Here is a 25,212-nt window from a genome sequence, read left to right on the forward strand (position 1 = left end):
GGACATAACCTGACGGCCCGGTGTTCGAACCTTGACCGATCGATCAGGAACTGCCAGGCCGCCTGTACTCCGCGTCGGCATAGACGGCTGTCGGGAAAAGCCACTCTACGGTCTCCTGCCACAAGTCCACCTGATCGTCAGGGACGAGGGACCAGTCGTCATGTTCGCCCTGCAGGAGGGCCCCTCGAAGGTCGATCGGAGCGAGTGTCAGATCTTGGGTTTCGACAAAAAATCGACCCGGGCCCAAGAGGTATTTGAGCGCCTGATTCAGTGCTTCGAAACGTAATTCCCATTTACGAAAGACGCTGAGATCGATCGGTGTGACCTTGACTGCGCCTGAGTTGCTTACCGAGTGACAGGACCACTTCACGTGGTATTCCGGTGGCCCACCCAGCTCGAAGTCAAGAGAAGCGTGCGCGAAGGCGTTCCGGTAGTCGAAACAGCGCCGCACCCCTTCGACGAGCGGTGCGCCATGCTGCCACGACTCTGGCAGCTCTCTCGCAATCGCTTTGCGCTCTTCGACCGCGCGATTCATCTTGGCCCAGCGGGCTCGATTGGCGTTTGCGTCCTTTGGATCAGAAAGCAATGATCCAAGCTGGACGAGTCGCGCGTCGATCAAGTTCGCTTGGCTAAGGATTAGCCCGGCGTGATGGAAGATTGCCGCTCTGTCCTCTGGAATGCCCAAATCGTGGCGCGGATCTCTCATACCTAAATGATCGCCGACTGGGCAAGGGATGCTGCATCTGAGCCGACTCGATTTCCGCGCCGCCGTTTGTCACCGTCACTTTCGTTCCGGACCCGGTTTGATGTCCTTTACGCACCCTCCCCATGGGTGGAGGGCTGCGTTTCGATCGGCACAGCCGATCCGGTTCTGGCAGGGAAAGCCGTCTTCGGCGCTCTAGCTCAGCGGCAGAGCACCCGGCGTTCTGACTGCCCGCGGTTCAACTCCGCAGCGCCTGTGCCTGCGCCCTTTTCTTGGGGCGCGCGCAGGCATCCCCGGGAGGGCAGATTCAGGCAACAGGCCTTTTGGCGACGCACGGGAGGTCACGGGTTCGATTCCCGTGAGCGCCACAGATCCACCCTGTCCTGATTCATCCTGACCCACCAGCCCAGGAGGGCACTGCCATGTCTGACACCATCACGCCTGCCTTCCTCGACATCGTCAAAGACGGCGGCGCGGCTGTCGCTGAGACACTCTGCTGCTCCACGGAGCGCCACCGGATCCTCGGAGGCAAGAGCGCGCGCATGCTGCGCCAGGGCGACCGGGTCGCCCTGCGTGACCTGAACCCTGAGCTGGACGGAGGCACAGCCGTCGTCGCGCAGGTGAGGCCCTCGGTGGGCAGCACGGTCCACGTCCTCACCGCGGGCGGGGAGGCCCACCTCGTCCGCGGCTCGCGCCTGGTGATCGTCACCCGCGATCCCCGGCAGCACTGACCAGCAAGGAAACAACCATGCACAAAGGACCCATCAGCAACGGGATGCGGCTCAACATGACGCCGGAGCAGCGCAACGCACTCATTGGCAGTCTCAGCCCCGAGGTGCGCAGCACGCTTGCCCACATCGCCTCGCTCGGTGCTGCACGGGAAACGCAGAAGGCCGCAGGGCATATCGACGCGGGCCGGCGCGCCTGGGCCGGCACCGCGCTCGGTCACGCCCAGTCCCTGAGCAGGCTCGCTGTGGAGCTGACACGCGGCCCCCGTGAGCAATGAGGTCATGACACCCCTGTCAGCCACCGAACCACCGTTCACTCCAGCAAGGAACCACACCATGAAGCGCACCCTCTCCCGTTCTGTTTTGGGCGGCCTCATCGCCTCCGTGCTCTGCATCCTCACGCTGACCGGCTGCGAAGACCATCCGATGGCCCCGGGCCTCCCGGGCACGCCGTCGACCACCACTGTGTCAGCACAGGACCCGGCCCAGGTGTCCCCGGGCACACCGGCGAGCGTGGAGACCAAGGTCATCCGCGTCATCGACGGCGACACCGTCGCCGTGCAGCCGGTGGCCGGCGCGCTCAGCGTGACTGACACCCGCGGCGATGTACCAGAACACACAGTCAGGCTCCTGGGCATCGACGCCCCGGAGATGAACTACCGAAAGGACATCGGGCCCGAGTGCGGCGCGAAGGCAGCCACTGATCACCTCGGCGGCATCCTGCCGCAGACCATGCCGGTGACCATCGAGTTCGACCCCAGGTCAGACAGAACCGACCGTTATGGCCGGTCTCTGGCCTACGTCATCACACCGGCCCACAACGACGCCGCACGCCAGCAGGTCACTGACGGCTACGCCATGCCCTGGTTCCCGAAGGGGGAGCCGGAGCCCCAGCGCATCCCCGAATACCGCACGGCAGCCGACAGGGCCGTGGCCCTGCACGCCGGCGCGCACTCCCAGTGCGCGCCCATCGGCCGCAGCTGAGCTGCCTTTCGCGGCCCCAGAAACTACAAACCAGGAGAATCACATGGCCATCCCCACAGCACTTGTTGAAGAGCGCGAGCTCCAGATCGGCGACAAGGTCCTCGTCAAGAGAGTCCTCGACCACCCCGCCTGGATGAAGCAGGTCCCGTGCGATCCCCGTAACGGCTCCACCACGAGGTACGTCCGCGACCCGCAGGTCGTGGAGGAGCTGGGTGTGAGCAGCGTGGTGGACCGCCGTGCGGTGCCAGCGATCGCAGCCGCCGGCAACTGGCCGGGGCGCGAGGCGCACACGCTGGTCCGCCTGCCCAGCGGCTTCTGGTACGACTGCGCCACCGGCCTGCAGGACGGATCCGGATCCACGCGGATCGAACGCATGCACTGAGCCTGAACAGGGCCCGGCCCGGGGGAGAGCCCCTGGTGCCGTGCCCTTCTCTCTTTCTCATCGGTACTTCGCTGATCGGCACAGCCGATCCGGATCTGGCCTCGAAGGACGGTCCGCGCTCCTTCCCGACCAGAAGGAGCAGCACGATGAGCCACGACGACCACAAGTGCAGCCTGGCCCAGCTGGAACGGGCACTCGAGGTGCTCGATACCAAGCTGAAGCGCCTGCAGCTGAACGCCCCCGTACAGATCCGTGCGATCGGCGGCTTCGCACTCATGAAGTACGGCATCCGCGCTGCCGACCGCGCGTTCACCGTCGACATCGACTCTGTCACTCGTGATTTCGCACCCGAGGTGATGGCGGCAATCCACGAGGTCGCCGACGAGCTGAACCTGGAGCGCGACTGGATCAACAACGACAACGTGATGGACGGCGGGGACCCGGAGCTGGTCGCCTCGATGTACCAGGCACGCTGGATCGCCGATGACACAGCGTACGAGTGCATCGAGCTGCAGCTGGCGAGCATTCCCACGCTGACCCGCGCCAAGATCATCGCCGCGGACACTGCTGAGTTTTCCGGCCGCGCGCAGGACCTGCCGGATCTCCTGGAGCTGCTGCGCTTCCAGGGCGTCACCACTGCTGCCCGGTTCGATGCAGCGTACCCGGATCCCCACGAGGAGTACCCAGCGGCCCGCGAGGCCGTGCACGGGCACTTCGCCACGCACCGGGCTGCTGCCTGAAGAAGACCTCACGCAGGAGCAGGTGCACTGCCCGCCAGGACCATCCGATCGACGACGGCAATACGCAACGCGCCCGGCGTAGGGACTCGCATTTAGTCGCTTCATCACAGCGGCAATTGCGGACGGACCAGGCATTGCGATGGACTCACGAAAGGGGATGACGCGCGCGTCCGGTTCGAACGAAGGTTCTCTGCCCAAGGAATCAGAGGTGGACGGCACGCTATATCAAGAGGTGGCTTCTGCATACTCCTTGAAAGGAATAAGCACATCTGGTCCCTCCGTAACATTACCCACCTTCTTGACATGACAGAGCGATCCGATAGCTTTATCATCACGCGCACAACGCGCGGATTGGCGTGTTTAGCAGCTAGGAGAAATTGTGGGCTCCATTCGTATTGACGTTGATTCCGTGCGTGCTATTGGCCAAGCAATTGAGGCTGCCTCTAAAGACGGATTCTCTGAAGTAAATTCTCTGGCCGCCCGCTTCGACCCCTCTGCAGTTTGGACAAGTAATGCGTCACAGAGTTACCAAGCGGCTATTGACCGATGGAAGCAAGCTCAGCTTAACGTGCACCAGGCGCTCGAGGAACTCGGCAGGGAAGTCAAGAACATCGCGGAGAACTTTCGAATCGTCGACGAGACTAACTTCGGATGATCAGATGGTAATTCCGTTGAGGCTCGCTGCCCTTAGCGACTGGACGTAATTTGCAGGGTGAGCGTGAGGTCAAACTGCGAGTCTCGTTCCCCGGCAGATCCGAGGCAGCACATACAGATTTCATAGTTAAGTTTGGACCTGCGTCCACTGTTCGGGATCTGACGGATGGGCTCAAGGCCCAAGGCCTTGTCGGACCTGGAGACCATATTCTCCGTCGGGAACTCGTGAGGTACCGTGACGCACGGGGCGTGCAAACCGCGGTGCACGGCTACCTTGATCATGCGACGCCTGTCGATGTCCATGACCTTATTGATGGTGACATCCTCGAAATTATTGCGGACGCGGGCCAGCTCCCCATGCCTCTGCGGGGGCGGGGGAGTGACCTTAAAGCTGACGAAATGTATGTCGTGGACGAGGCCGGTACGAGAAAAGGCCGTGTCACTCTCCTTCGTGAGGGAGATCCTGTCGTGTTTTCCGCCCTGGATTCTGATGCGCAGGTTGTCGTCGACGATGGTCAGTTCGGGCGAGAGCGCATGGTCATCCAGCGGCAGGGCAATGCCGCGGAAGTCGCGTTCAGCGATGGATTGATGTCAAGGATGCTGGTCGGCGGTGAGCGTCCGTCAAGTTCTATTGTCAGGCTCACCCCGGGGGTCCGCCTTGCTTTCATCGATATGAATGATGAAGTCGATCCTGTTCGTGCTGAATGGGTGATAGCCTCCGGTGCCTCCCTGATTGGAAAGGCACCCTTGGGAAAGGTGCGGCTCGAGCCGAAGGCGCGTACCGCAGTGCCAAAGACTCCAACGCTGAGGGAAAGATACAGAAAGATCTCCCGCCGGCCAGAGAAGCCCAGGAATCCCGACTTTCAATTCGAGAACTTAGTAACTCCCATCGGCGTCGGGGCAATTCTCTTTGCCGTAACAAACAACGGGCTTTCCCTGATTTTGGCTGCTCCGCTGGCAGTCCCCATGGTTGTCTCGTACTTCCGCAACCGCCGTAATCAGGAGAGGGTCTATCAAAAGAACCTCGATGTATGGCTCGAACAGAGCCGGAAGTCGCTTTCTGAACAGACGCGGTTAACTGGACAAGAGGAAGACATACTTCGGGAACTTGGTCCCGATTCTGAATGGCTCAAGGCGCAAACCTACAGACGCCGTGCATCTACCTGGGGACGTTCTCACCGGGACAGAAGCTTTATGCACGTTGTTGTCGGGAATGGAAGCTTTCGTAGCCACCAAACCGTCGAACTTGAAGCAGGCGTTGAGCTTGATGAGATTGAACTGGAATCAGTGCTCAAGGATGGAAAGCGAACCCGCGAGGGTGACCATCTAACGTCATGGGTAGCCGATGACACGCCAGTCCTGGTCGATCTGAAGAGCCACAACCTGGCGATCGTAGGTCCCGCTCAATCGGTCAAGAACAGCACCATCGACATCCTTCTGCAGTTGGTTTGCAGCCATTCACCGACCGAGCTCGCTATTGCAACTTTTATTCCGGAAGGGGAGTTGGGCTCTTCGTATGACTGGATGAAATGGTTGCCGCAAGTCACCGCGCCTTCCATATTCCTCCCACTCAATCGGATGGTCCTGGGAAGAACGTCCTCAACAGTTTTCCTTCGTGAGGTCCTTAAAGTCCTGAAGAGCAGGGAGGACCTCCTGCGGCCCGAGGTGACTGCAAGACATCATGTTCTCTTCATTTTGCATGAAAGCGCGGACGTTGATGTGGCCCTCTTAGAGGAGATCCTCTCGCTCACGCCAGGCCTGTTTCATGTCTTATGGATCGGGTCCAGCCGCGACGGAATCCCTCAATTCATCGACGCGTTTCTGGAGATTCCGGCGGACCATGCCCTGTCACTTGCTGGACAGCCTGAGCCCAGAGCCTCATTGACGCTGCCCAGCGCGACAATAGACGACTTTGAGCCCGTACAGCATACGCATTCACCCGATCGAACAGCGCTCAGCCTTGCGCCTCTGTACGATCCAAGAGCTTCCGGTGCAAGTGCGAGCATTCCACCGTCGGTCAGGGCGTCCACCGTCTGGAACATTGAAGCCGTTCACTGGAAAATCGCAAACGAGGATGGCGACATAGTCTCCCGCTCAGCCTCGAAGGAGCTCATTGCCAGGCTTGGACGGGCCTCGACGGACAATGATCTCGTCATCGATCTCGTCGAAGATGGACCCCACATGCTGATAGGTGGGACCACGGGTTCTGGTAAGAGTGAATTCCTTCGGTCGTTCGTTCTCGGTCTCACCCTCGAATACAATCCCGATGAAGTTTCTCTGTTCCTTGTCGACTACAAGGGCGGACAAACCTTCCGGAAAGTCGCCAAAGTTCCTCATACAATCGGTTTTATCAGTGACTTGGAAGGCGCAAATATCGATCGGGCCATCAAGTTCCTTCAAGCCGAAATTCGCCGACGGCTATCGGCCTTTCTCGAGGCCGGTGATGCCAAGGAATTTGAGGAGTATCGAGCCAATATTGCTACCCGACCGGGGGCCAAACAGCTGCCACGGCTTGTTGTGGTCTTTGATGAATTTCACACCCTTGTTCGAGAGACCGAAGGCAAACGGGGTGCTGACTACAGTGTGCTTGAAGCCGTCGAGGACATCGCTCAACGTGGGCGATCGCTTGGCATCCACGTAATTCTCACGACCCAGCGCCCTTCAAGGAAGGTTATCCGCGATGACACGAGGGCGAACATCAGGGCCAAAATCGCGCTTGCCACACTCAGCGACGAGGACTCCCGCGTCATCATTGATGCTCCCGACGCCGCGCAAATTCCACGCAGTCTCCCCGGTCGTGCGCTGCTCAGCACTGGTGGGTCAAACCTGGTGGAGTTCCAATCGCCAATCGTGAGCAGGGAGTACAACCCGCCCGGCCGTGCTGGCGGGAAAAGAGTGACCTTGGCCCCTCTGAGAGCGGGTGTGTGGTCCCAAGGCCTGAGTACGGATCGGGATGCCACCGGCAAGTCACCGTCCGGGCCGACGGAAATAGATCATGTGGTGAAGACCATCAGAGATTCATATCAGGAAGCTCACCGGCTTCAAGTTAGTGGATCAGGGGAAGTCAGCTTCCGGGAACTGCGCGACGTTGCGGTTTTGCCGGCATCACTGTTTGAGGAGCCGCGACGAATAAATCCAGACGTCCAGAGGTCCGGCGAAAGGACAATCAGTCAATCTCCTGGCGATGGCCCGATCGTTATTGGCGTCGTTGACGATCCGGCGAACCAGTGCATCCAGTCCCTGGACGTGGACATGGAGGCGGGGATGTTTGTTCTGCAAGGACCTCCTCGTACCGGGAAGACACATGGCCTGTTGTCGCTCGCGGAGGGATGGCTGGCTAAGCATCCCGCTGGCGAGGTCTTTGTCCTCGACGCGCAGACTGAGCTGACGAAGCTCGCAGGAACTCGTCAGCACTCCAACTGGTACATCACGTCCATCGGAGACGCAGCTTCACTGACAAGGGTTATTGATCAGCTATGGTCGGCGGCGGAAACACCGGGCGACGGCTCCGTTCCACCCCGGCTTCTGATAATCGATGGATTTGACCGTCTGCAGATGCTGTTCGAGTCGAATCAGAGAACAGGACTCTGGCTTGAACGCCTTATCGACCTCACCCGGTATGGGCGGGCGGCAGGGATCCACATGGCTATCAGCATCGGCTCTGAACAGCCGGACAAAGTCTTCCAGTCAGACATCGGGGTCACGTTACGGCTTGGACGGAACTTTTATGAGCACCGTGTTCCACGCAGCGAGTGGCTTCCAGGTTATGGCTTGAACGACCAAGACCAGCTGATCCAGCTCTATTTCCTCGATGAGGAGTCAACCCCCGGGCTGAGTAAGTCGTCGAAATTCAAGCCTTGGTTGCAGCCAAGCCTGCCTGAGCTGGTATACCCGGGGTGGGAAAACAGTAACTCCATTGGTTTAGGTCGTGACGACATTCTTGGAGAGATCGGATCTATCGATCTTACGAAGCACACGCTTCTGATCTCCGGTAGAGCACGCAGCGGGAGGACCAACGTTCTGAGGGTTATTGCAGCCCAACTCTATGAACGAACCGGGAAAAGGGTGATACTTTGCGGTAAACAGATTGAGGGAGAATCAGCGTATTTTTTGACAGACCCGCTTCAATACGACGCCCCGACCGGTGCCTCGCAAATCGAGCACGAGCAATTGCAGGAGGCGGAGAAATGGTTGGCCGCTTCGTACCCCGAGGCCGCATGCATCAACGGCCGGCCGGTATTTCTCTTTGATGAGGAAGAAACCTTCGGAGTCGGTCTAACAATTCGCACAAGATTAAACCTACTTCATAGGTATCGAAGAATTGTCATAGCCTGCACTATCAAGAGCTCGTCTCAGCCGGACCGTTCGAGCGTCGCCGGTTTCGACTCTGTGCGCACACAGAGTATTCACCTGTATCTCGCTCCAAATCCCCGTCTGGTCGTTGCCGAAAACAGCAGTCTCTACGCAGAGCCGTTGATCCACAGGCCCAGGTCAAAATACCTTCCAGGTCAAGGAATTCTTGTGGATGAATCCGGACAACGGTTTATTTGGATTCCTCACGCCCGCTCAGAAAGGAATGAATCATGAGTTCTGAGCTGATCGACGATGAGACCCTGGATCCTGAGGAGAGTCCTGTCCCGCCTTCGAGCGATCTCCGGGACGACCCCCTCCAGCGGCCCATTGGACCACAGAGCTGGCGACCCTCGGACCTTTTTATCAACCTCGCAGGCGGGGACGTAAAAACTGTACGTGCCTTCGGGGACCGCGGGTGGTTCGTCGGTCTCGGCTGGGGACTCATCGTAGCCGCCACCGTTGCCGCGGCGAGCCTCACGACTGCCACGGTCATTTTCACGGACATGAAGACCCCGGACTTTAACGTCCTGTCATGGGTGTTCGCCGGCTACTTCCTGGTTATTTTGTTCCTGGACAGGTGGATCGTCAGCGATCAAAAGGCCGGGTTCGAAGTCAAGGGACGGAAGTCGTGGTGGCGAACGGTCTTCTCCTGGCTGCTCAACCTCTCTGCTGAACTCCTCAAAATGGCACCCCGTCTCGGCCTCGTGGTGGTGGGCTCTCTCCTCTTCGCGGACATCCTGATGATGGTGGTTTTTTCTTCCGCCATCAGCGAGCAGATTAAGGTTAACCAGGCGACGGCGGTAGCCCAATATAACGCCACGATTGATGCTGAAATTGCCAAGCAGATACAGACGAAGGTTGATGAACGCAACAGCCTCCAGCAGCAAATTGATAAGGCCAACGGTGACAGCTCCACCGCGACGAAGGCGATCGCAGATGTGGACGCGCGGATCCAGGCTCTCGCCGACCGTAACGGCAAGTTTTACAGCTGCTACCTCAACGGATTTGGGTGGACATATTGCCGAACTACCGATTACCAGAACCTGCTGGACGAGCGCGACCGTCTAACGGGCGACGCTCCGAGCACCAAGGCACATATCGATGAACTCAACGCCAAGATTCAAGACATCAACGATTACCTGAACCCGAACCCACCGGCAAAGAGTGACGGAACCGTTCCCGCAACTGTCTACTCGGATGTCCGCAAGAAGTTCGAAGCCCAAGCCCCAACTGCCAAAGACGGGTTGCTCGAGCGCAAAGAAGCACTGTCTCAACTAACCGACAAGTCCGAGGGTTCGAGCAATTACAATGCCGGTGCTGATTTCTTTCACTCCCTTTTCCGCTGGTTTTTGTTGCTCTTTGAGCTGCTTCCAGTGATGATGAAGTTTACGCGCTCCATCACTCCGCGGACCGCGTACGCAAGCTCCATCGCCTCCCGGGAGGAAGCGGCTCGGATTCGCGGCTGGATCGCGGTCGAAGAGGCCGAACTGGAGCGTGATGAGCGCCTTCAACGGTTCAAGACGGAGAGCCGCATCGTCAGTGAGTTCCTGGCGACCGAGAAGGAAGTGATGCTGCGCGCCAACGCCCGTGAACGCATCAAGTATCGGCTGTGGGACTACTTCCAGCGCAACCGGAAAGCCGACACGCCCTCTCCTGATGCGGGCAAAGAACCGTTCTTGACAGAGGAGCCACCCGTTCAGGAAGCCGAGCTCCTTGACCATCTCAAGCATGCCAGCACCAGCAGCTCTGGCAGGCGCAAGACCCGCACGAGGGTGGTAGAGAACGACAACAGCCTGTACGAGTAGCGGCGTCCCCAGCCAGCTGGGTTTCTGCTGCTCGCGTCTTGGGGGGGCCTGGTGAAGCGCGCGTACCGGGCGTCCACCCGGGCGGATAAGTCGACCCAGGATCAGGCGGCCGGAGGGTACTCCTCAATTCGCGCCCGCTTGATGTCGAACTCTTGGAGAAGTGACAGGGCGGCATCGCTGACTACCATACGTGGTATGTCCGGAGCGAGGGAGAAGTCGTCGACCCCCGGCGAGCCCACTAGATCTATCCAAACGAGATCGGGTATAGGCGTGCCCTTCCTCCTCATAGCCTCAGTGCCCTCAACTGAGATGCTCAGATACATGTCCTTGAGCTCAAACCCAGACAGTCCGCTGCGAGAGAGCCGGTCTGCAAGATGCCTAGTGACAGCAAAACCCGGCGTCATCGTTACCAAGTCATCGCCAAGCCAGTCTTCGAGAACAAGATGAAAGCTGATGAGTCGGCGCTTGTTCGAGCCTGGCTCGAACTCACTCATCTCGCCCAGACTTCCGTCGACCGCTGGTCGAATTGTATAGAAACCCATAAAACTACCTTACCTTGGGTGTGAATTGGTTGCCGTAGATTTTGTCTAGTTTATTCTTGTACTCCAAAATTTGCTCCCGGCTAGCATTTGGGTTCATTTCGTAAAAGTCGTTCCAATCCATCCGCAGTTGACTAAGATGCAAATCAGAGTTGATGTCTTTAGGAATGCCCCGAAGATTGAATAATGAATTTATCTCATCCCTTGAAAAAAGTCCCGGATAAAGTCGCGAAACCTGTTGCTCCACTGCATGATGTACGATTGTTGCACTCGGATCTATTCCGGGATTAGCATCAAAAAACGTCCGGCGGTAGTCTCCCCTAGACGGACCACCAAAGGCGGGCGTCTCGGGCTGGGGGAAACGTGTGGCTATTTTTTCGCTGTAAGTTGCAGCTGAGCGCTCGACCTTCCCCGTGGCTCTTCCTGCAGCCAATGCGGCCCCGCCTTCGCCTGCGGTGAGTATGGTCGCGATAATTCCCGGAGCTATTTTACCCATGGCCCTGGCGGGGTCTTTTTGCCACGTCTCGGCGTCAATGATTCCGTCCCACATCTTCTTCAGCGTTCCGGGACCGTCAGCCTGGAAGGCGCGTACGAGGTTTACAACTGACTCGGGATGGGTCACAAGGTTCCAAGTGCCGGCGACCGGCTCCCAGACGCCGTCGACAACTCCGCCGGCAAACGAAGCGAAAGACTTGCCGATCTCTTCACCTATCGCCTGACGCATGGCCTGTGGATTGACGTTGATGTCTGTTCTCCACGCCGCCGCGTGCGTGGCCGCGGCCCTCACGTCGTCGCTGGCTTGCTCGAAGCAACGCTGGATACGGGACTCAAGACTGATGAGATCACCCTTGAGCTTCGAGAAAACAAGAGTGGCTGAGAGGCCCGGTTCCCCGGCTTGTTGCTTGAGTTGCGCGATAACCGATTGGCGTTGGGCGATCAGCGGACTCACGGCGTAAGCAAGAACCTCGAGGGTTGAAGCGACTGACCCTGATGCCGAAGCGAAACCGTCAGTTGCGTCCGCGATGGTTCCGAGAGCCGAGCTGACATGTTCGGCCGATACACCAGCCCAAACAGAAGTGTGTCCAATTTGACCCGCGATTTGTCGAAGGACATCGGACTGTGCCCTAAACTCGTTCTGCGCGTCGCGGTACCGCTGAGCTGATCCCAGGACTTCGTGCTGGGATGGGGGATCCGGACGGAAATACATGATTAGTACCGCTGAAAGCTCGATGAACCAGCGCTGTCGATTTGGGAGACTTCCGCTGCAAATGAATCCATAAAGGACCCCGCGTTGGAGCACATTTGCTTCGTCTGGGAGACGTCAGAACCCCAAACCTCCTTGTAGGCTCCCAGACTCGTGGCCAGGTTGGTGCCCCAACCGGTCTGATGAAGCCGGGAACTGAGCTGATCGCCTCCCATGTCACTGTGATTACTTGCCAGCAGCAGCTTAACTCCAGCCGTCGATACCGCCTGGCCCAGGGCCGACAGTTGTGCTGGATCAACTTCCAGAATTTGAGCCATATTTCCTCCGCAGTTAGCGCCGGAACCCTTTCGAAACCTCTGGGGCTTGGCTGAAGCATATGTTATGACTCACCGCGCCACGATCCGGGCTAAGACATATTCCGTCAACGATGGGGTTTTTCACCTTTTACCCACGGACCAGTTCCCAGGGAAAGCCAGCGATACCGAATTCTGGCGGACTTTGCATTCCGTCGACCTAGACATGATTCCTGTTCTGCCGGCCGCGTCGTGGCTTGCAGATGACAGTAAGGGCGGCGCTATCTGAACCTGGCGACGAGGCTCAGCACAGGAAGCCCCGCTATCCAACAGCGTGTGCTCCCGCGGCGCGGTCTCTTTTTACGCGGTCCTGGCCTGTTACTGGCCGGAATCCTCGGCGTTGTTTCCGTCGTCGAGGCCCTTCATCCGCTGTTCCAGCCGCGTTGCGTGGGCCTGCTTGGCTTTCCGGTAGACCTTCAGACCACCGGCGGTAGCGAGACCGGCAGCTGCCAAGGCCCCCGCGGCGATCAAGTCCTCCGTACGGGCATCCTGCTTGCCTGCGTAATACCCCTTGCCATAGACCGCGCTTCCCGACACGAGTCCCCCCCTTTTTTGAATTTTGAACTTCGCCGAAAGCCTATCGCAGGGTGTGTGCAGAGGCCGGTTCGGGACCGCAGGCGCTGCCCCTGTGCGGACCTTCGGAACCTTCTTGTTCTTCTTCGTTTTCCAGATGCAGGCAGTGGAGGTGACAGCGGAGCTGTCACGGAGGAGTCATCGACGAAGGGCGGCCTGCATCGCAGACATCGCGCCACCACCGGATTCCGAGGAGCACTGCCATGAGCACCATCGCCGCACCCATGCAGGACGCGCTGCCGTTCGACCTTGGCTCTGATGTGCTGGTCGCCAGTGCGCCCGTCTATGACGAGCAGGCGCGACAGGCCGACCGCGAGTTGTGCCAGCGCTACTTCACCGGATGGTGCCGCGCTGCGTTCCAGGTCGACGCCACACAGGCACAGGACAGCGAGATCACCTTCGCGGACTTCCAGGCAGCCGCCCGCCGGCTGGCCGGGAGCTGAGGGGTGCGGTGCAGATCCAGGTCCCGCAGCGTACAGACGACTTCATCAAACAGGAGGGGATCACCGTGTCCATTGCCACCACCCCAGAGCCCCAAACCGGCCTCGAGGCTGAAGCTCAACGCGTTGCAGCCGTCCACCGGCTCGCGATGAGCAAAGCCTTCCACCCCGACCTGCGGCGTGCCGAGGCGCAGGCCAGAGTCCAGCTCGCGGCCGCCGTTATGGCCATGGACGAAGTGGAGGACCGCATCGCCGCCGGCGAGAAGATCCACTCGCTCTACGAGCAGGCTGCAGTCGAGCGCGCCAAAGAGGCCTACGCCCAGGCGCTGGCCGACCTCGTTCGCGGCCAGTCCAGCACTGAGACAGCGCCGACCCACACTTCTTCACGACCCACGAACCAGGAGCACTGATCCCCATGTCCTTCCTTGAGAAGCTCGGATTCATCGAAACCGCCGAGCAGGAGCAGCAGCGCCTCGCGCAGTCGCCCGAGGGCTCGGCCAACCACGAGCTGTCCAAACTTCCGGTCACGATCATCGAGTGGCCCCAGGACCTGCTCATCGAGCTGCCCTGGAAGGCCACCGAGCGGGGCTCCGGCCACCGCGTCGTCGTGGTGCCCATCGAGTACCGCGGCGAGGCCCGGACCGAGGGTGAGGAAGAACCCCGTCCCCGCAAGCGCCACGCAGGGTGGTGGACCTGTGCGGTTGTCGCCAGCGACCACCCCAGCTACCCGGTCGGCGGCTACCGGCTGAGCATCCCCGCTGCCGAGCTCGCCCGCGGCAAGCGGATCGAGCTCTGAGAGACCACATCCCACGACGAAGGAGCGTGAACTACCATGCCTGACACGATGCAGACCACCGGCCGCCGCGAGCGGATCCTCCGGACCGCCGGCAAGACGCTCCTGGTTACGGGAATCGTGCTGAACGTCCTGGTGCTGCTGCCAGCCATCGTGGCCAGCGCCTGGACCGACCAATGGATCGCCAGCGTCGTGCTGGTGGTCCTGTCGGGCGCAGTCTGGGCTGCTGGGCGGCGCACCCAGCGTAGCCAGTCCCAATAACCAGAGGACCTCCACAGAGAGCCCCGGCTCCTGCGCTGCGGCGCGGGGGACGGGGCTCTTGCTTTGCTGCGTAGACGGATCAGCGCTGCGGGGCAGCGCCTGGTGCCATGCCGCAGGAAACGAACCGTCCCGAAAAAAGGAAGAGCCATGACTACCCTGCCCACCACGCGTGTCCAGCTCAAGCAGATGGACCCGGCAATGCTCGTGTTCGAACTCGAGCGGGAGACCCAGCGCCTGATCCCCGGCGCTGCCAACGCGGAGCTTGTGACCGGCGCAGCTGCGACGGCCTCGTTCCTGCACCGGAAGCAGACCCGCTTCGTCAGGGGAGACATGCCCCGTGTGCCGTACATCGAGCATCCGCTGCGCGTGGCACTGCGCCTCCTGCGCTGGGATGCCACTGATGCCAAGCTCATTGCCGCGGCACTGCTGCATGATGTCGTCGAAGACTGCAGCAAGGAACTGCTGGCTGCGTTCGGCCTGCCGGGGGAAGACCCGCTGGCCTGTCTGACGCGGCTCTACGGCCGGCGCGTCGCAATGCTCGTCGGCGCGGTGACGAATCCTGGTGGGAGCATTTCCTACGAGGAGCACCTCATGCTGCTGGCCGGCTCGAGTTCCCGCGCGCTGCTCATCAAGGCCAGCGACCTGAAGGACAACGCTGGATCCATCCGCCACCAGCTTGGCCATGGCCAGGACTCCCGGATGTACCGGATGCTCTTCAAGTACATGCCCGCTGTCGAGATCGTGGGCGCAGGACTTCGCCGTTCGCTTTGCTGCCCCGCCACCCAGCAGTGCACCGTGGCCGCCATCGCCGCCATGGACACTCTCGGCCACGATCTCAGGACTCTGTCGGCCGAGCATGGCATTGACTGACCATCCTGTTGATCTGGATCACCAGCACAGCAAAGACCTCCCCGGGTGCAGCATCAGCTGCCGCCGGGGAGGTCTCTTTTTTCGCCTGCGCTGGGCCTGCCGGGCGCTACGGCATGTTGTCCATCGGCAGCAACGAGATGCCGATGAGATCCGCGGCTCCGGTGAGGACTCCGCCGAGCAGGAACACCAGCCCGGAGACCACCATCACGAGCACGGCAAAGGCCACAGGTCGGTCCTCGTACAGGTGTTGGAGCCGTGCGACGATACCCGAAGGCTTCTCAGGGGTCTCGCTCGGGTCCTTCTGGGGTCCGTCGTTGGTCTCGTCGTGGTCAGTCATAGTGCTGATGCCTCCTCGGGTCTGTTGCTGGTCTGTTGCTGGCCGGTCCGCAGTCCTCGCGGGACCTAGCTACGGGTGCACGATCGTCACGCCGCCGCCCTGCTGCGCTTGCCCTCGGGCTTCTGGACCTCGACGGCCTTGGCTGCCAGGTAGAGGCCCTCGCGGTTCAGGTGCCGGGAGTATGCAGCGTCCAAGTAGAGCACCGGGATCCCGCCGGCGGCCTTCTGCAGAACCGGGCGCAGGATCTCCTTGACCGGGCCGGAGCCGCCGCCGTAGACGTACACCACCTCGGTGGTGCCGCCGACCTCGGCGAGGACGTCCTCGAAGCGTGCACCGATCTCCTCGGCCAGGTACTCGGCCTCTTCGTCCACGTAGCCCTTGGCGCGATCAAACCGGCCCTGCAGGAACACGCTGGGCTCCTGCTGCAGGAAGTCGGCCAGCGCCTTGCGGTTCTTGAACCGCAGGTCCTTGTCCCCGCTGGTGCTCATGCGGTCCAACGCGTTCGTCAGCGCGGTGCCGTAGCCCTGGTCGAGCGTGCTGGCCGCCTCAGAGTTGAATGTGCCGTCGGTGAAGACGGGGAAGTTCACGGTGCCCTCGCCGACGTCGACGCCGACGGTGTTGCGCACACCGACCAGCAGCTCAGCGGTGACGCCCTGCAGGCGTGCCGCCTCCTCGGGGTCCGAGGCCCGCAGGTCATCGAGCAGAGCCTGGGCCAGCGGCGCGCCCTTGTCGGTGATGGCAAACTGCGCGGACGCACCTTCGGGCAGAACCTGCACGTCCTGGAACTGCAGGCGCACAGTGACCGGCGTGGAGAAGTTCTTCACGGTCACCAGGTGCACCGTGGGGTCCGCCGCGCCCAGGAGGCCGATGAACTGTGCGGCGTAGCCGCTGCGGCGCTGCACGTACTCGGCGATGGGCAGGGCCAGGCCGGCGCGGACCGTGGCGCGCAGCTCGTGGTCCGGCAGCGCGCCGTGTTCACGGACGTAGTCGCGCAGGGCCTTGGCGGCGAAGACGCCCAGAACGAGCACCGAGCTCAGCTCCTGGTCGGCCTTCGAGCGGGAGCCGACGACCTCGAACTGCGTGAACTTCGACCCAGGGGTGCTCAGCGCCGCGCGGCCGAAGGTGCGCAGGTCCGAGTGCCCGATCAGGGGAGTGGTGAACGAGGCGGCGACGCGGTTGAAGAAATCGTCCTCCACGATCGTCTTGAAGGCGTCGGCGTCAGCTTCGGGCACCTTGGGCGTGGAACGCGAGGTGCTCACCACGGCGGAGGGAAGGTCGATCGTGTCGAAGACCTCCTTGCCGTGGACCTCGCCGCGGATGACGCCCTTGACGTAGCCGTTGCCGACGTCGATGCCGCCGGTGAGCTGGATGGTCTTCTCGGCGGTGCGGGTGTTGCTCATGGTTGTGTCCCTCTCAGGAAGTCGGTGTCTCAGGAAGTGCGGTGCGGATCAACGGGTGAGGAAGGCGTCCAGCCCCGAAGGGACCGAAGGCTCCTCGGCGGGAACGGGGCGGGGCTCGCGTACAGGAGGAGCAGGCGGCGGCTCAGCGGGCACGACGCGCTGTACGGGCTGCGGAGGAGCAGCAACAACAGGTACAACAGCCTCGTCGCGGCTCTCGTCCCGGCTGGGGTTGTCGGCTGGGCCATTGTCCTCGCGGCTGTCCTCGTCAGAGTCCTGGTCCCCGCTGCGCCCGGGATCCTGTTCGCCCTGCGGCGGGCGTCCGCGGCGGGGCAGCTGCTCGACCGGACGGTTCACCACGTCGATGTAACCGTCGCGCTGGATGGATTCGCGGATCAGCAGCTGGAGCGAACGCGAAATGTCGTACTGCTCATCCAGCCAGCGGTTCGTCGACTCATCGGCCCGCGGGACGCTCCAGCGCAGACGGCGCGGCTCGGCCTTGTCGGTCATCGTGCGTACCCCCTCACGCCCTTGTACTGATGGACACTGTCCCCGGTCATCGCGGCCCCCTCTCCTGCGCGGTCCCCCGAGGCATTGCTGCCAGTCGGGTACCTTTTGACTCATTTATCAGTCATCATTCTACTGGTCTTTCAATGGTCTCTGCAAGGACCACGCCGGGACCAGCAAAAGGCCACCAGGGAATCGCAGGTGGATCGCTGTCGGTGACACCTGGCCGCGGCGGGACCCGTCGGAGCCACCGGCAGGACCCGCAGAAGGGCCACAGGCTGACGGGCGCGCCAGAAGATGCTGGACTCATCAAGGTCCCGCCCGGGACAGGCACGCGGTCCGACAAGGACCAGCAGGGGACCTGAAACAGGCCACCGCACATCGCCGGGCGTGTGGTGGTCCCTCTGGGGGCACAGCCGAGTCCTCGAAAAGACCCGCAAAAGGCCGCCTCTGGGACACAGCCGAAGCAGACCCGAAGAAGACCACCACAAGACCAGAAGAGCGCCCGAGACAGCCCCGAGGTGCGCCATCCGGCACTCAATGGGGTCTGAATGGTCTGTCTGGACTCTTTCGGGTCTTGTGTGGGTCCTAATTGTGTCCCTGTGGGGCCATGCTGGGACATGATCTGTCCACTCCGGGACCAGAAGGAGTCCAGCTGTGCGGGACTGAATCAGTGCCTGGGACACCCGCCGGCGGCACCTGAAGACAGTCCTGGAGCGCCGGCGGAGCGGTCTGGTGAGCTATCGGTACACGTGGAGCAGCTGTGGCTGCGGGATGGCGTCACCGACCCGCCCGGGGGCCGCAAAGGGAGCGAAGGGAAAGGGCGAACCGGGTAACAGGGCCCACGCATGGAGCGAGAGGGTGAGAGCTCCGCATCCATCCGTGCCTCACGGACGGTGGCAGTCCAGAGGGTGTGGATCCGTGAGGCTCTCCGGGAAGCTACACCTGGTGGAGACCCGGGCGGCTCGGCGACGCTGCGGAACCAGGGGCTCCGGTGGATCCAGGGAAGCTTCATGCTTCCCGGGCAAGCTCCTTTTCTGGTGCGTCCACGAGGGACCGGCCTGGCGGTGGACGTCGAGGACTCGCCGGCGCTCGTCCATGCGTGCAGCTGCCACCAGGGGGAGCGGCATTCAGGCCTGTACAGGCCCCGGCAAAGAAGCGCTGTGGGCCCGCCTCGGACGCGGTGCGACAAGTGCTGGCGCGACGGTGAAACAGAGCCGGAATGAGCGCACGCACGCCGGTGCGGCAAGCGCACCAACAGATCAGTGCAGTGCTGTAGCAGCAGAGTTTTCCACAGCCTGACGCGACAGGTCGCGGGGAGTGGTGGACTGCTTCGCGCGGCGTCTGATGCGCCTGCGGCAGCAGGGTGCACCAGGGGTGCAGAACGGGCTGCGCCCGGCGTCGCTGACGCTACGTGTGAGGACCCGTACGGGTACCCGCTCGTGCCTCAAGGTGGTGCGGAAGATGCGCCCGTACGGCGTTGCAGCGGACGGCAATAGGGCTGTACACCCAAAAGCCCGAGAATCCAAGGGAAACGACGTGACCCGTACACCCGCTGCGCGGATGGAGAGGGGGTGTACGGGTCAAGGGTGTACGGGTCGTTTCCCTTGATATTCCAGGCTTCCTCTAACGCTCCAGCCGTGGAATGGCGAAATGGCGGCAAGAGAGGAAAAGGGCATAAGGGAACCTGGCAACAGCGGTCCTTCGGACCCTCCGCTTCGCTCCGGTCTCTCGCTGCGCTTCGAGACGCTGTTGGTCGGCATGGCCGAAAGGTTCCACCGCTCGCTTCGCTCGCCGGTCCGTCGGTCGCTGCGCTCCCTCCGGCCATGCCCAGCGCTGCGCTTGAGGGGAGGATTCCCGCCGCCTGCCCCGCCGCGTTTGTCCACAGGTGGACGACGCGGCAAGAGGTGCAGCCAGGCGGTGGATCACCTGGCGCTGCGCACCAGGTTCGTCCGGGGAGGACGGCCCGTCGGCCGGGCCGCTGCGCGGCCCACTCGGAGCAGGTCCCGACACGCTGGGACCAGTGGGCCGTCAGGGCCAGCGGAGCTGGCACGGGAGCTGGGCCGTACATCGAGCCGCCGGGGATCCCGGGCGGGACCTGCACTCGATGCCCGACACCTGCACCCCGAGAATGGAAGAGGCATCACCATGACACCCACCGGAAAGACATCCAGGTCTGCACGCCGGCCAGAGCCGAAGCTCTCGCCCTACGACACCGGAGCCCGGTGCGAGGCTAAGCCGTGGATCCCCTATGGGGAGCGCGTCACGGAGGCGACACCGGCGGAGAATTTCGGCAAGGTCGACTTCGAGGACGACGAGGGCAGCACCGTCTGTGTCGCCTACCTTGAGCGCGACAAGGACGGTGGATACACCCTCCACGTCACGCCGATGTGCGAGGACCGGGAGATCCGGGTGGAGGTCAACTACGAGTGTGGCAGCGCCCGGATGAGCAGTACCAAGGCCGCCGCAGATGCAGACCAGTGACCTGCCGACTGTGAGGATTCGTAGGGAATTATTTCGGAAAGCATTGCGGCGAAAGAGGACGCGAATGATGCGGCGATCAGATGGCGTCACGACTCCGTCCGCCACACCAGGGTCCTCACAGAGGCCGGTACAGATGATCAGCCGGGAGGCATCGGGATGATTGAAGGAACCACCCACGCCCTGCTCGTCACCGGTGCCCGTACCTGGGGCGACGAGGCGGCCATGAAGGATGCCTTCAACAGCGCCTGGCGCACGTGGGGACCTTCAACGGTTACCCGGCCCCTGCTGATCTCCGGACACTGTCCGAAGGGTGCCGACGCCATGGCGGAACGGCTCTGGCGCGCAGCCGGCTTCCAGGTGCTCGAGATCCCTGCCGACTGGGACAAGCATGGCGTGAAGGCCGGGATGGAGCGCAACACGGAGATGGTGCGGCTCGCGCCGTCACTGCAGGAGCAGGGCATCCCGGTGCTCTGCACGGCTTTCCTGGATCGATGCACCAAGGACCGGTGCAGGCAGGGCCGCCGCCAGCAGCTGCTGCCCGCGGTCGAGGGTCACTTCTCACACCGCACGATCCACTGCAGGGCCAAGGCCCTTGCCGCCGGGATCCAGGTGTTCGACGTCCTGCAGGCTCCGCTGCGCCACGCCTGACCCCGGACATGGCAACAGCCCTGCAGCGGGTCCTGCAGGGCTGTTGCTCTTATTCGAATGGGTGCCGGAAGCTGTCTACGGACAGAGTTTGAAAGGAAACGCCAAAGATAGGACTAGACAGTCCGTTCGATGCCGTGTGCCTCATCGTGTGCCTTCATGACCGCTTTCGGGATACGTCCGAATTCGGGCACTTCGAGACCGTTCTCGCGTGCCCACTCGCGGATCTTCTCGCGTTCCTCGGGCGTTGTGTCGGGCACGAGACGCTTCTTCTCGCCCTTCTTGGTAGCCTTTCGGCCCTTGCTGATGTACTGCTTGAGATTCTTCTCAAGCTCTTTGCGCTCTTCGTCGGTCAGGTCTATCTCGAACCAGGTATCGCCCAGTCCGAAGGTGACTGTGGCAGCGTCCGGCTTGCCACTGATGTCCGACTCCACAATATTTCGAATAGCCATGTTGTGAATGTTAGACGATCCGAACCGTCTTAGAGAAGTCTTTGGGCGCGCCAAAGCGACAGATCTTTCGAATGCCTTCATCATAAGCCGAAAACGCTGCTATACCAGCATGACCAATAAGTTCCACTGCTAAAATCACACTGTCAGCGGGTGCCTTTCCCACCCCTGTAATCCGACCATTCGACACGATCGAGAGGCCCCCGCCATGACCATTCTCCAGACCGTCGACGACCATCCCCTCACGGATGACGGCGTTGACCTGTTCGCCCTGATGTGCCAGCGCCGCGGCTGGACCGACGAATACCTCCGCGAGATCGAGTCCGCCGAGCACGACGAGCTCCGGGGCCTGGCCGAAATGGTCGAGGCCCTGGAGGAGGCGCGGGTTGCCGGCCACAAGGTCACCATCGCCCCCGACTTCGACATGGACGGGATCTCCTCCGGGGTGCTGGGCTACGCCGGCCTGTCCGAGCTCGGCTTCGACGTCGAGCTGCACCTGCCCGACTACCGCCGCGGCCACGACCTCACGCCCGAGGACATCGCTGAGATCGCCGCGACGTGGCCGGACACCAAAGTGCTTCTGACCTGCGACGGGGGAGTAAACTCCCACCGCGGGATCGCCGCCGCCCGGGCCCTGGGGTGGAAGACCCTGGTCACCGACCACCACGAGGAGCTCGAACCCGGTTCGAGTGCTGACGTCACCGTCGACCCTTGCCGGATGGATGAGACCTACGCCAACACCGGTATCTGCGGCGCGCACGTGCTCTACCAGGTGCTGGAGGCCTACGCCCGCGTCCACCGGCCCGAGAAGCTCTGGGAGATCCGCCTGCTGCGCCTGTTCGCCGGCCTGGGCACGGTCTCCGACGTCATGCCCGTGCTGTACGAGAACCGGCAGCTGGTGCGCGACTCGCTGTCCATTGCACGCCTGCTGTACGCCCCCGCGCCGCGCACAGTCCCGACCCCCTGGGGCTTCGACCCGGACCCCGAGGCGATCGACGTCGGGCAGTCGACGCTGATGCAGCTGCTGCGCGTCGACCCGCACCACCCGGCCTTCGTCCGGGCCTTCGAAGGCTTCGCGGTCCTGCTGAAGGCCTTCGGCCAGGCAGGGAAGGTCCGCGACATCGACAGCATCGACGAGGGCTTTTACGGGTTCTACCTCGCCCCGGCGATGAACTCCCCGCGCCGCACCGGCGACCCGCTCGCGCCGTGCTTCGGAGTGTTCACCGCCTCTGGCCAGGATGCGATGCTCGAAGCGGCACACCAGGTCATCGCGACCAACGAGAGGCGCAAGGAGCTCGTCGAGGTCCACACCCGGGAGCTCGACGAAGGGGACCAGCCGCTGGCCCCCTGGATCTACTTCTCCGATGCGTACCCGGGCATGTACGGGCTGCTTGCCAACCGGATGATGGAGCGCCACGGCCACCCGGTCGTCGTGCTCGACCGTCCCTCCGGCCCTGACGACTACGTCAGCGGCTCCGGCCGTGCACCCTCGTGGTTCGGCATCATCAATGCCCTCGAGCACCAGGACGGCATGCGCGCCATCGGCCACCAGCAGGCCTGCGGCGTCAAGGTCGACCGGGCCGAACTGCTCGACGGTCTGGTCGAGGTCCTGCGGGAGGCCACCCAGGTGGCCTTGCTGGCAGTCGTCCAGGACGAGCGGCGCGCTGACCTGGTCCTGGGGCCTGACCAGGACTGCGACGCGGGGCTGGACGAGCTCGAACCGCTGGTCGGCTTTGTCCGGCGCGTGGAGGCGCTGCGGCCCTTCGGCCACGGCTTCGTCGAGCCGGTCGTCGAGATCGCCGTCGAACCCCTCGGGCTGCGGGTGGACCGCATCGGCTCCGACGCCGACTGCGGCCACGAGCGCATCGACACCAACCTGATGACCAATGCCCGCGGCTACCGCGTGTGCCGTCTGTGCAAGAAGCACCTGCGCCTGGTCACCCGCTCGGGGCTGTCCTGCCTGTGGTGGAACGTCGCCGAGGAGAAGGAGCCGGAGATCGTGCACCTGACCCGGTCGGCCAGCCGCACCGAAGTCGGGACGCTGCGCTTCATCGCGAAGCTCCAGCTGAACACCTTCCGCGGCGAGACCCGCGTGCAGGCCGTCATCGAAGAGCAGATCCCCGCATCTGCCTGACCACGGAAAGGAGGCGGGGATGCCCGCTCCACCGATCACATCCCGTCTGGTCTCCATCGCGTGGTGCATCCTCGTGCCCTTCGGCGTGCTCGCCACCTACCTGGGACTCGGCCTCGCCGTGATCCCCATGGTCGGCGAGCCCGTCATGGGCACCGCGGTACTCGGAGGCCTGGTGGCGCTGCTCGTCGGCGCTGCCAGGCTCTTCCGGCCCCGGTGGTTCGCCCACGCGCCGGCTGTCCGGCCGGTGGCCGGGACACCGCATTTCACGCGGACGGTACTGGGGTGCCTGGTGCTGGCGTTCCTCGCCGGCCAGTCCCTTGCCCTGTGGCTCTACACCCTGGGCGGCTCGGCGGGATTCGACGAGTCGACCCGGGCCAGGGCGGACGTCGGACCCGTCGTGGCCCTCCTGCTCGCCCTGGTCGCGGGCCCCGTGGCTGAGGAGATGCTCTTCCGCGGCCTGCTCTACCCGCTGCTGCGGCGCAGGGTCGGCATTGTGGCGGCGGTGCTCATCACGGCCACCGGATTCAGCCTGCTGCACGCCAACGTCGTCCAGTTCGCTGCCACGCTGCCCCTGGCGGTGCTGCTGGCGCTGGTCTACGAACGCAGCCGCGTCCTATGGCCCTCAGTGCTGCTCCACCTGGCCTTCAACCTCGCGGCCGTCCTGGTCCCCGCCCAGCTGCTGGGGGCACTGGCGAACCCTGTCTCAGCGCTGCTGATGACCGCGGCGTTCCTCGGGTGCGCCCTGGCGGTGTACCGCATGGCAGCACCGGGGCCCGTGCCTGCACAGGACGGACAGGAAGGCGGCAGGGAAAGCGAGCCACAGGCCGCATAGCGGCCGGGCTCATCATGTGCGGGACTGACGCTGGTGCCCTCCGGGCGACCTCGCGGCCGTGGGCCGGAGGTCGCTCCGGAGGGCCTGCTTTCGGGTGACCGGGGTGATCCGGTCACCGGGGGATTGGCTGAAAGATATTCATCAGCCAAAACCTGAGAGGAGGAGGATCCACCATGGCAGTCGTCAACACATGTGCGTACGACGCACGCGGCCGGCTCATGCGCCCCAGCGACAGCGAAATCCGCCGCGCGCGGTTCGCCGGCGACTTCGACACCGGTGAGAGGCCGACCTTCGATCGGGGGTCGGTGCACTTCTTCATCATGAGCACCAGCGGCCGCACGGCAGAGCAGGCGCATGAACGCGCCCACGAGATGCTCGCCCGCTTCTTCGAGCGCGCCGAGTCCGTCACCGGCTACCGCAAGCTCGAGATGCGCCGGAGGCAGGGTGTGATGCCCTGCAACCGCAACGTCTCCATCACCTACGAGATCCTGTACGCCGTCGAAGACGGCCATCGGGTCCGTACCCACAGTCCCGAGTCCCCCAATGCGGGATACCGGCGAGGCCGCAGCGCGGTCGCCTTCTAGGCGTCCGGCGCGCCCGGTGCCTCGCACCAGCGTGAACGCGCAAAAAGGCCGGAGAGCTCCCTTCCCACGGGGATGCTTCTCCGGCCTTTTTGTTTTCACGTTCCTGTGACAACAACACCCGGTGACAGTTCCTGACCCTAACACCAATGCCCACTCTACAGGTGCGATTCATCATGTGCAACGCAATCGGTATTCCATTCCTTGGCTCACTCGATGATGTGTCAGGAATGATCCGCAAGCCCGGTCGACCGGGACGCCGGATCCATCGCGATCACTCCCGTCAGGACCGTCAGGGCCTGGGGACAGCACCGGGAGGAGGATGCGGGCCGGGCTGTACCACGTGTCGTGGTACAGCACCCGATCCCAGTGCTGGCGCGGGAAACGGCGGGTTCGGACGGTCGTGGCCGAGGGACTGCGTACCACGTGGGCGAGCGGACGTGGTACGCCGCTTTGCCTGATAG

The 25,212-nt window shown here is 62.6% G+C and carries 27 protein-coding genes; 18 read left to right on the forward strand and 9 right to left on the reverse strand.

Annotated elements, in window-relative coordinates:
- Positions 1–43: 43 nt before the first annotated feature.
- On the reverse strand, positions 44–706 hold the full coding sequence (locus tag ACFVVC_RS01885; protein ID WP_387448369.1) for a hypothetical protein: 663 nt from the start codon (positions 704–706) through the stop codon (positions 44–46).
- A 419-nt stretch (positions 707–1,125) separates the two neighbouring features.
- Between ACFVVC_RS01885 and ACFVVC_RS01890 the strand changes: the two genes are divergently transcribed.
- From ACFVVC_RS01890 to ACFVVC_RS01925, 8 genes are all read left to right on the forward strand, one after another.
- The gene (locus ACFVVC_RS01890; protein WP_387448372.1) at positions 1,126–1,434 is read left to right on the forward strand and encodes a hypothetical protein; all 309 of its coding nucleotides are present in this window, start codon (positions 1,126–1,128) and stop codon (positions 1,432–1,434) included.
- Between the two features lie 17 nt (positions 1,435–1,451).
- Positions 1,452–1,709, forward strand: a complete 258-nt coding sequence (locus ACFVVC_RS01895; RefSeq protein WP_387448375.1) for a hypothetical protein — start codon at positions 1,452–1,454, stop codon at positions 1,707–1,709.
- A gap of 58 nt (positions 1,710–1,767) precedes the next feature.
- A complete protein-coding gene (locus tag ACFVVC_RS01900) occupies positions 1,768–2,415 on the forward strand; it encodes a thermonuclease family protein (protein WP_387448378.1) in 648 nt (215 codons plus the stop codon).
- Positions 2,416–2,458: 43 nt separating this feature from the next.
- Complete coding sequence (locus tag ACFVVC_RS01905; RefSeq protein WP_387448381.1) at positions 2,459–2,797, forward strand: hypothetical protein; 339 nt, start codon at positions 2,459–2,461, stop codon at positions 2,795–2,797.
- Between the two features lie 146 nt (positions 2,798–2,943).
- Positions 2,944–3,537: a hypothetical protein gene (locus tag ACFVVC_RS01910; protein WP_387448384.1), complete on the forward strand. Its 594-nt coding sequence runs from the start codon at positions 2,944–2,946 to the stop codon at positions 3,535–3,537.
- Positions 3,538–3,916: 379 nt separating this feature from the next.
- Complete coding sequence (locus ACFVVC_RS01915) at positions 3,917–4,192, forward strand: WXG100 family type VII secretion target (RefSeq protein WP_387448387.1); 276 nt, start codon at positions 3,917–3,919, stop codon at positions 4,190–4,192.
- A gap of 398 nt (positions 4,193–4,590) precedes the next feature.
- Positions 4,591–8,778 (forward strand): FtsK/SpoIIIE domain-containing protein, encoded by a 4,188-nt coding sequence (locus ACFVVC_RS01920; protein WP_387448390.1) that lies wholly within the window; start codon positions 4,591–4,593, stop codon positions 8,776–8,778.
- On the forward strand, positions 8,775–10,349 hold the full coding sequence (locus tag ACFVVC_RS01925; protein ID WP_387448393.1) for a DUF4407 domain-containing protein: 1,575 nt from the start codon (positions 8,775–8,777) through the stop codon (positions 10,347–10,349). The genes ACFVVC_RS01920 and ACFVVC_RS01925 overlap by 4 nt, the downstream gene beginning before the upstream one ends.
- 101 nt (positions 10,350–10,450) lie before the next feature.
- Here ACFVVC_RS01925 and ACFVVC_RS01930 read toward each other — a convergent pair whose 3' ends face one another.
- The 4 genes from ACFVVC_RS01930 to ACFVVC_RS01945 form a co-directional block, all read right to left on the reverse strand.
- Complete coding sequence (locus ACFVVC_RS01930; RefSeq protein WP_387448396.1) at positions 10,451–10,843, reverse strand: hypothetical protein; 393 nt, start codon at positions 10,841–10,843, stop codon at positions 10,451–10,453.
- A gap of 52 nt (positions 10,844–10,895) precedes the next feature.
- Positions 10,896–11,837: a hypothetical protein gene (locus ACFVVC_RS01935; RefSeq protein WP_387448399.1), complete on the reverse strand. Its 942-nt coding sequence runs from the start codon at positions 11,835–11,837 to the stop codon at positions 10,896–10,898.
- 260 nt (positions 11,838–12,097) lie between these two features.
- Positions 12,098–12,409 (reverse strand): hypothetical protein, encoded by a 312-nt coding sequence (locus tag ACFVVC_RS01940; RefSeq protein ID WP_387448402.1) that lies wholly within the window; start codon positions 12,407–12,409, stop codon positions 12,098–12,100.
- Positions 12,410–12,763: 354 nt separating this feature from the next.
- Entirely contained in the window at positions 12,764–12,982 is a 219-nt protein-coding gene (locus ACFVVC_RS01945; RefSeq protein ID WP_387448405.1) for a hypothetical protein, read from the reverse strand.
- 239 nt (positions 12,983–13,221) lie between these two features.
- On the opposite strand from ACFVVC_RS01945, the gene ACFVVC_RS01950 reads away from it, so the two are divergent.
- From ACFVVC_RS01950 to ACFVVC_RS01970, 5 genes are all read left to right on the forward strand, one after another.
- Positions 13,222–13,461, forward strand: coding sequence for a hypothetical protein (locus ACFVVC_RS01950; protein WP_387448408.1), 240 nt, complete (start codon positions 13,222–13,224; stop codon positions 13,459–13,461).
- Between the two features lie 8 nt (positions 13,462–13,469).
- Entirely contained in the window at positions 13,470–13,868 is a 399-nt protein-coding gene (locus ACFVVC_RS01955) for a hypothetical protein (protein ID WP_387448411.1), read from the forward strand.
- Positions 13,869–13,873: 5 nt separating this feature from the next.
- The gene (locus ACFVVC_RS01960) at positions 13,874–14,254 is read left to right on the forward strand and encodes a hypothetical protein (protein ID WP_387448414.1); all 381 of its coding nucleotides are present in this window, start codon (positions 13,874–13,876) and stop codon (positions 14,252–14,254) included.
- A gap of 36 nt (positions 14,255–14,290) precedes the next feature.
- Positions 14,291–14,512 (forward strand): hypothetical protein, encoded by a 222-nt coding sequence (locus ACFVVC_RS01965; RefSeq protein ID WP_387448417.1) that lies wholly within the window; start codon positions 14,291–14,293, stop codon positions 14,510–14,512.
- Positions 14,513–14,659: 147 nt separating this feature from the next.
- The gene (locus tag ACFVVC_RS01970) at positions 14,660–15,382 is read left to right on the forward strand and encodes a hypothetical protein (RefSeq protein ID WP_387448420.1); all 723 of its coding nucleotides are present in this window, start codon (positions 14,660–14,662) and stop codon (positions 15,380–15,382) included.
- Positions 15,383–15,488: 106 nt separating this feature from the next.
- Here ACFVVC_RS01970 and ACFVVC_RS01975 read toward each other — a convergent pair whose 3' ends face one another.
- The 3 genes from ACFVVC_RS01975 to ACFVVC_RS01985 form a co-directional block, all read right to left on the reverse strand.
- Complete coding sequence (locus ACFVVC_RS01975) at positions 15,489–15,719, reverse strand: hypothetical protein (RefSeq protein WP_387448423.1); 231 nt, start codon at positions 15,717–15,719, stop codon at positions 15,489–15,491.
- Between the two features lie 86 nt (positions 15,720–15,805).
- Positions 15,806–17,119 (reverse strand): hypothetical protein, encoded by a 1,314-nt coding sequence (locus tag ACFVVC_RS01980; protein WP_387448425.1) that lies wholly within the window; start codon positions 17,117–17,119, stop codon positions 15,806–15,808.
- Positions 17,120–17,167: 48 nt separating this feature from the next.
- Positions 17,168–17,626 carry a hypothetical protein gene (locus tag ACFVVC_RS01985; RefSeq protein WP_387448428.1) on the reverse strand — a complete coding sequence of 153 codons (459 nt, stop codon included), beginning with the start codon at positions 17,624–17,626 and terminating at the stop codon, positions 17,168–17,170.
- Between the two features lie 2,145 nt (positions 17,627–19,771).
- Between ACFVVC_RS01985 and ACFVVC_RS01990 the strand changes: the two genes are divergently transcribed.
- Positions 19,772–20,107 (forward strand): hypothetical protein, encoded by a 336-nt coding sequence (locus ACFVVC_RS01990; RefSeq protein ID WP_387448431.1) that lies wholly within the window; start codon positions 19,772–19,774, stop codon positions 20,105–20,107.
- Positions 20,108–20,263: 156 nt separating this feature from the next.
- Positions 20,264–20,755 carry an SLOG family protein gene (locus tag ACFVVC_RS01995; protein WP_387448434.1) on the forward strand — a complete coding sequence of 164 codons (492 nt, stop codon included), beginning with the start codon at positions 20,264–20,266 and terminating at the stop codon, positions 20,753–20,755.
- Positions 20,756–20,868: 113 nt separating this feature from the next.
- Here ACFVVC_RS01995 and ACFVVC_RS02000 read toward each other — a convergent pair whose 3' ends face one another.
- Positions 20,869–21,204: an Lsr2 family protein gene (locus ACFVVC_RS02000; RefSeq protein ID WP_387448437.1), complete on the reverse strand. Its 336-nt coding sequence runs from the start codon at positions 21,202–21,204 to the stop codon at positions 20,869–20,871.
- Between the two features lie 205 nt (positions 21,205–21,409).
- Between ACFVVC_RS02000 and ACFVVC_RS02005 the strand changes: the two genes are divergently transcribed.
- From ACFVVC_RS02005 to ACFVVC_RS02015, 3 genes are all read left to right on the forward strand, one after another.
- Complete coding sequence (locus ACFVVC_RS02005; protein WP_387448440.1) at positions 21,410–23,335, forward strand: DHH family phosphoesterase; 1,926 nt, start codon at positions 21,410–21,412, stop codon at positions 23,333–23,335.
- A gap of 19 nt (positions 23,336–23,354) precedes the next feature.
- Positions 23,355–24,167 carry a CPBP family intramembrane glutamic endopeptidase gene (locus tag ACFVVC_RS02010; RefSeq protein ID WP_387448443.1) on the forward strand — a complete coding sequence of 271 codons (813 nt, stop codon included), beginning with the start codon at positions 23,355–23,357 and terminating at the stop codon, positions 24,165–24,167.
- Positions 24,168–24,340: 173 nt separating this feature from the next.
- Positions 24,341–24,751, forward strand: coding sequence for a hypothetical protein (locus tag ACFVVC_RS02015; RefSeq protein WP_387448446.1), 411 nt, complete (start codon positions 24,341–24,343; stop codon positions 24,749–24,751).
- Positions 24,752–25,212: the final 461 nt, after the last annotated feature.

It is taken from the genome of Pseudarthrobacter sp. NPDC058196, from assembly GCF_042882685.1.
Taxonomy (GTDB): domain Bacteria; phylum Actinomycetota; class Actinomycetes; order Actinomycetales; family Micrococcaceae; genus Arthrobacter.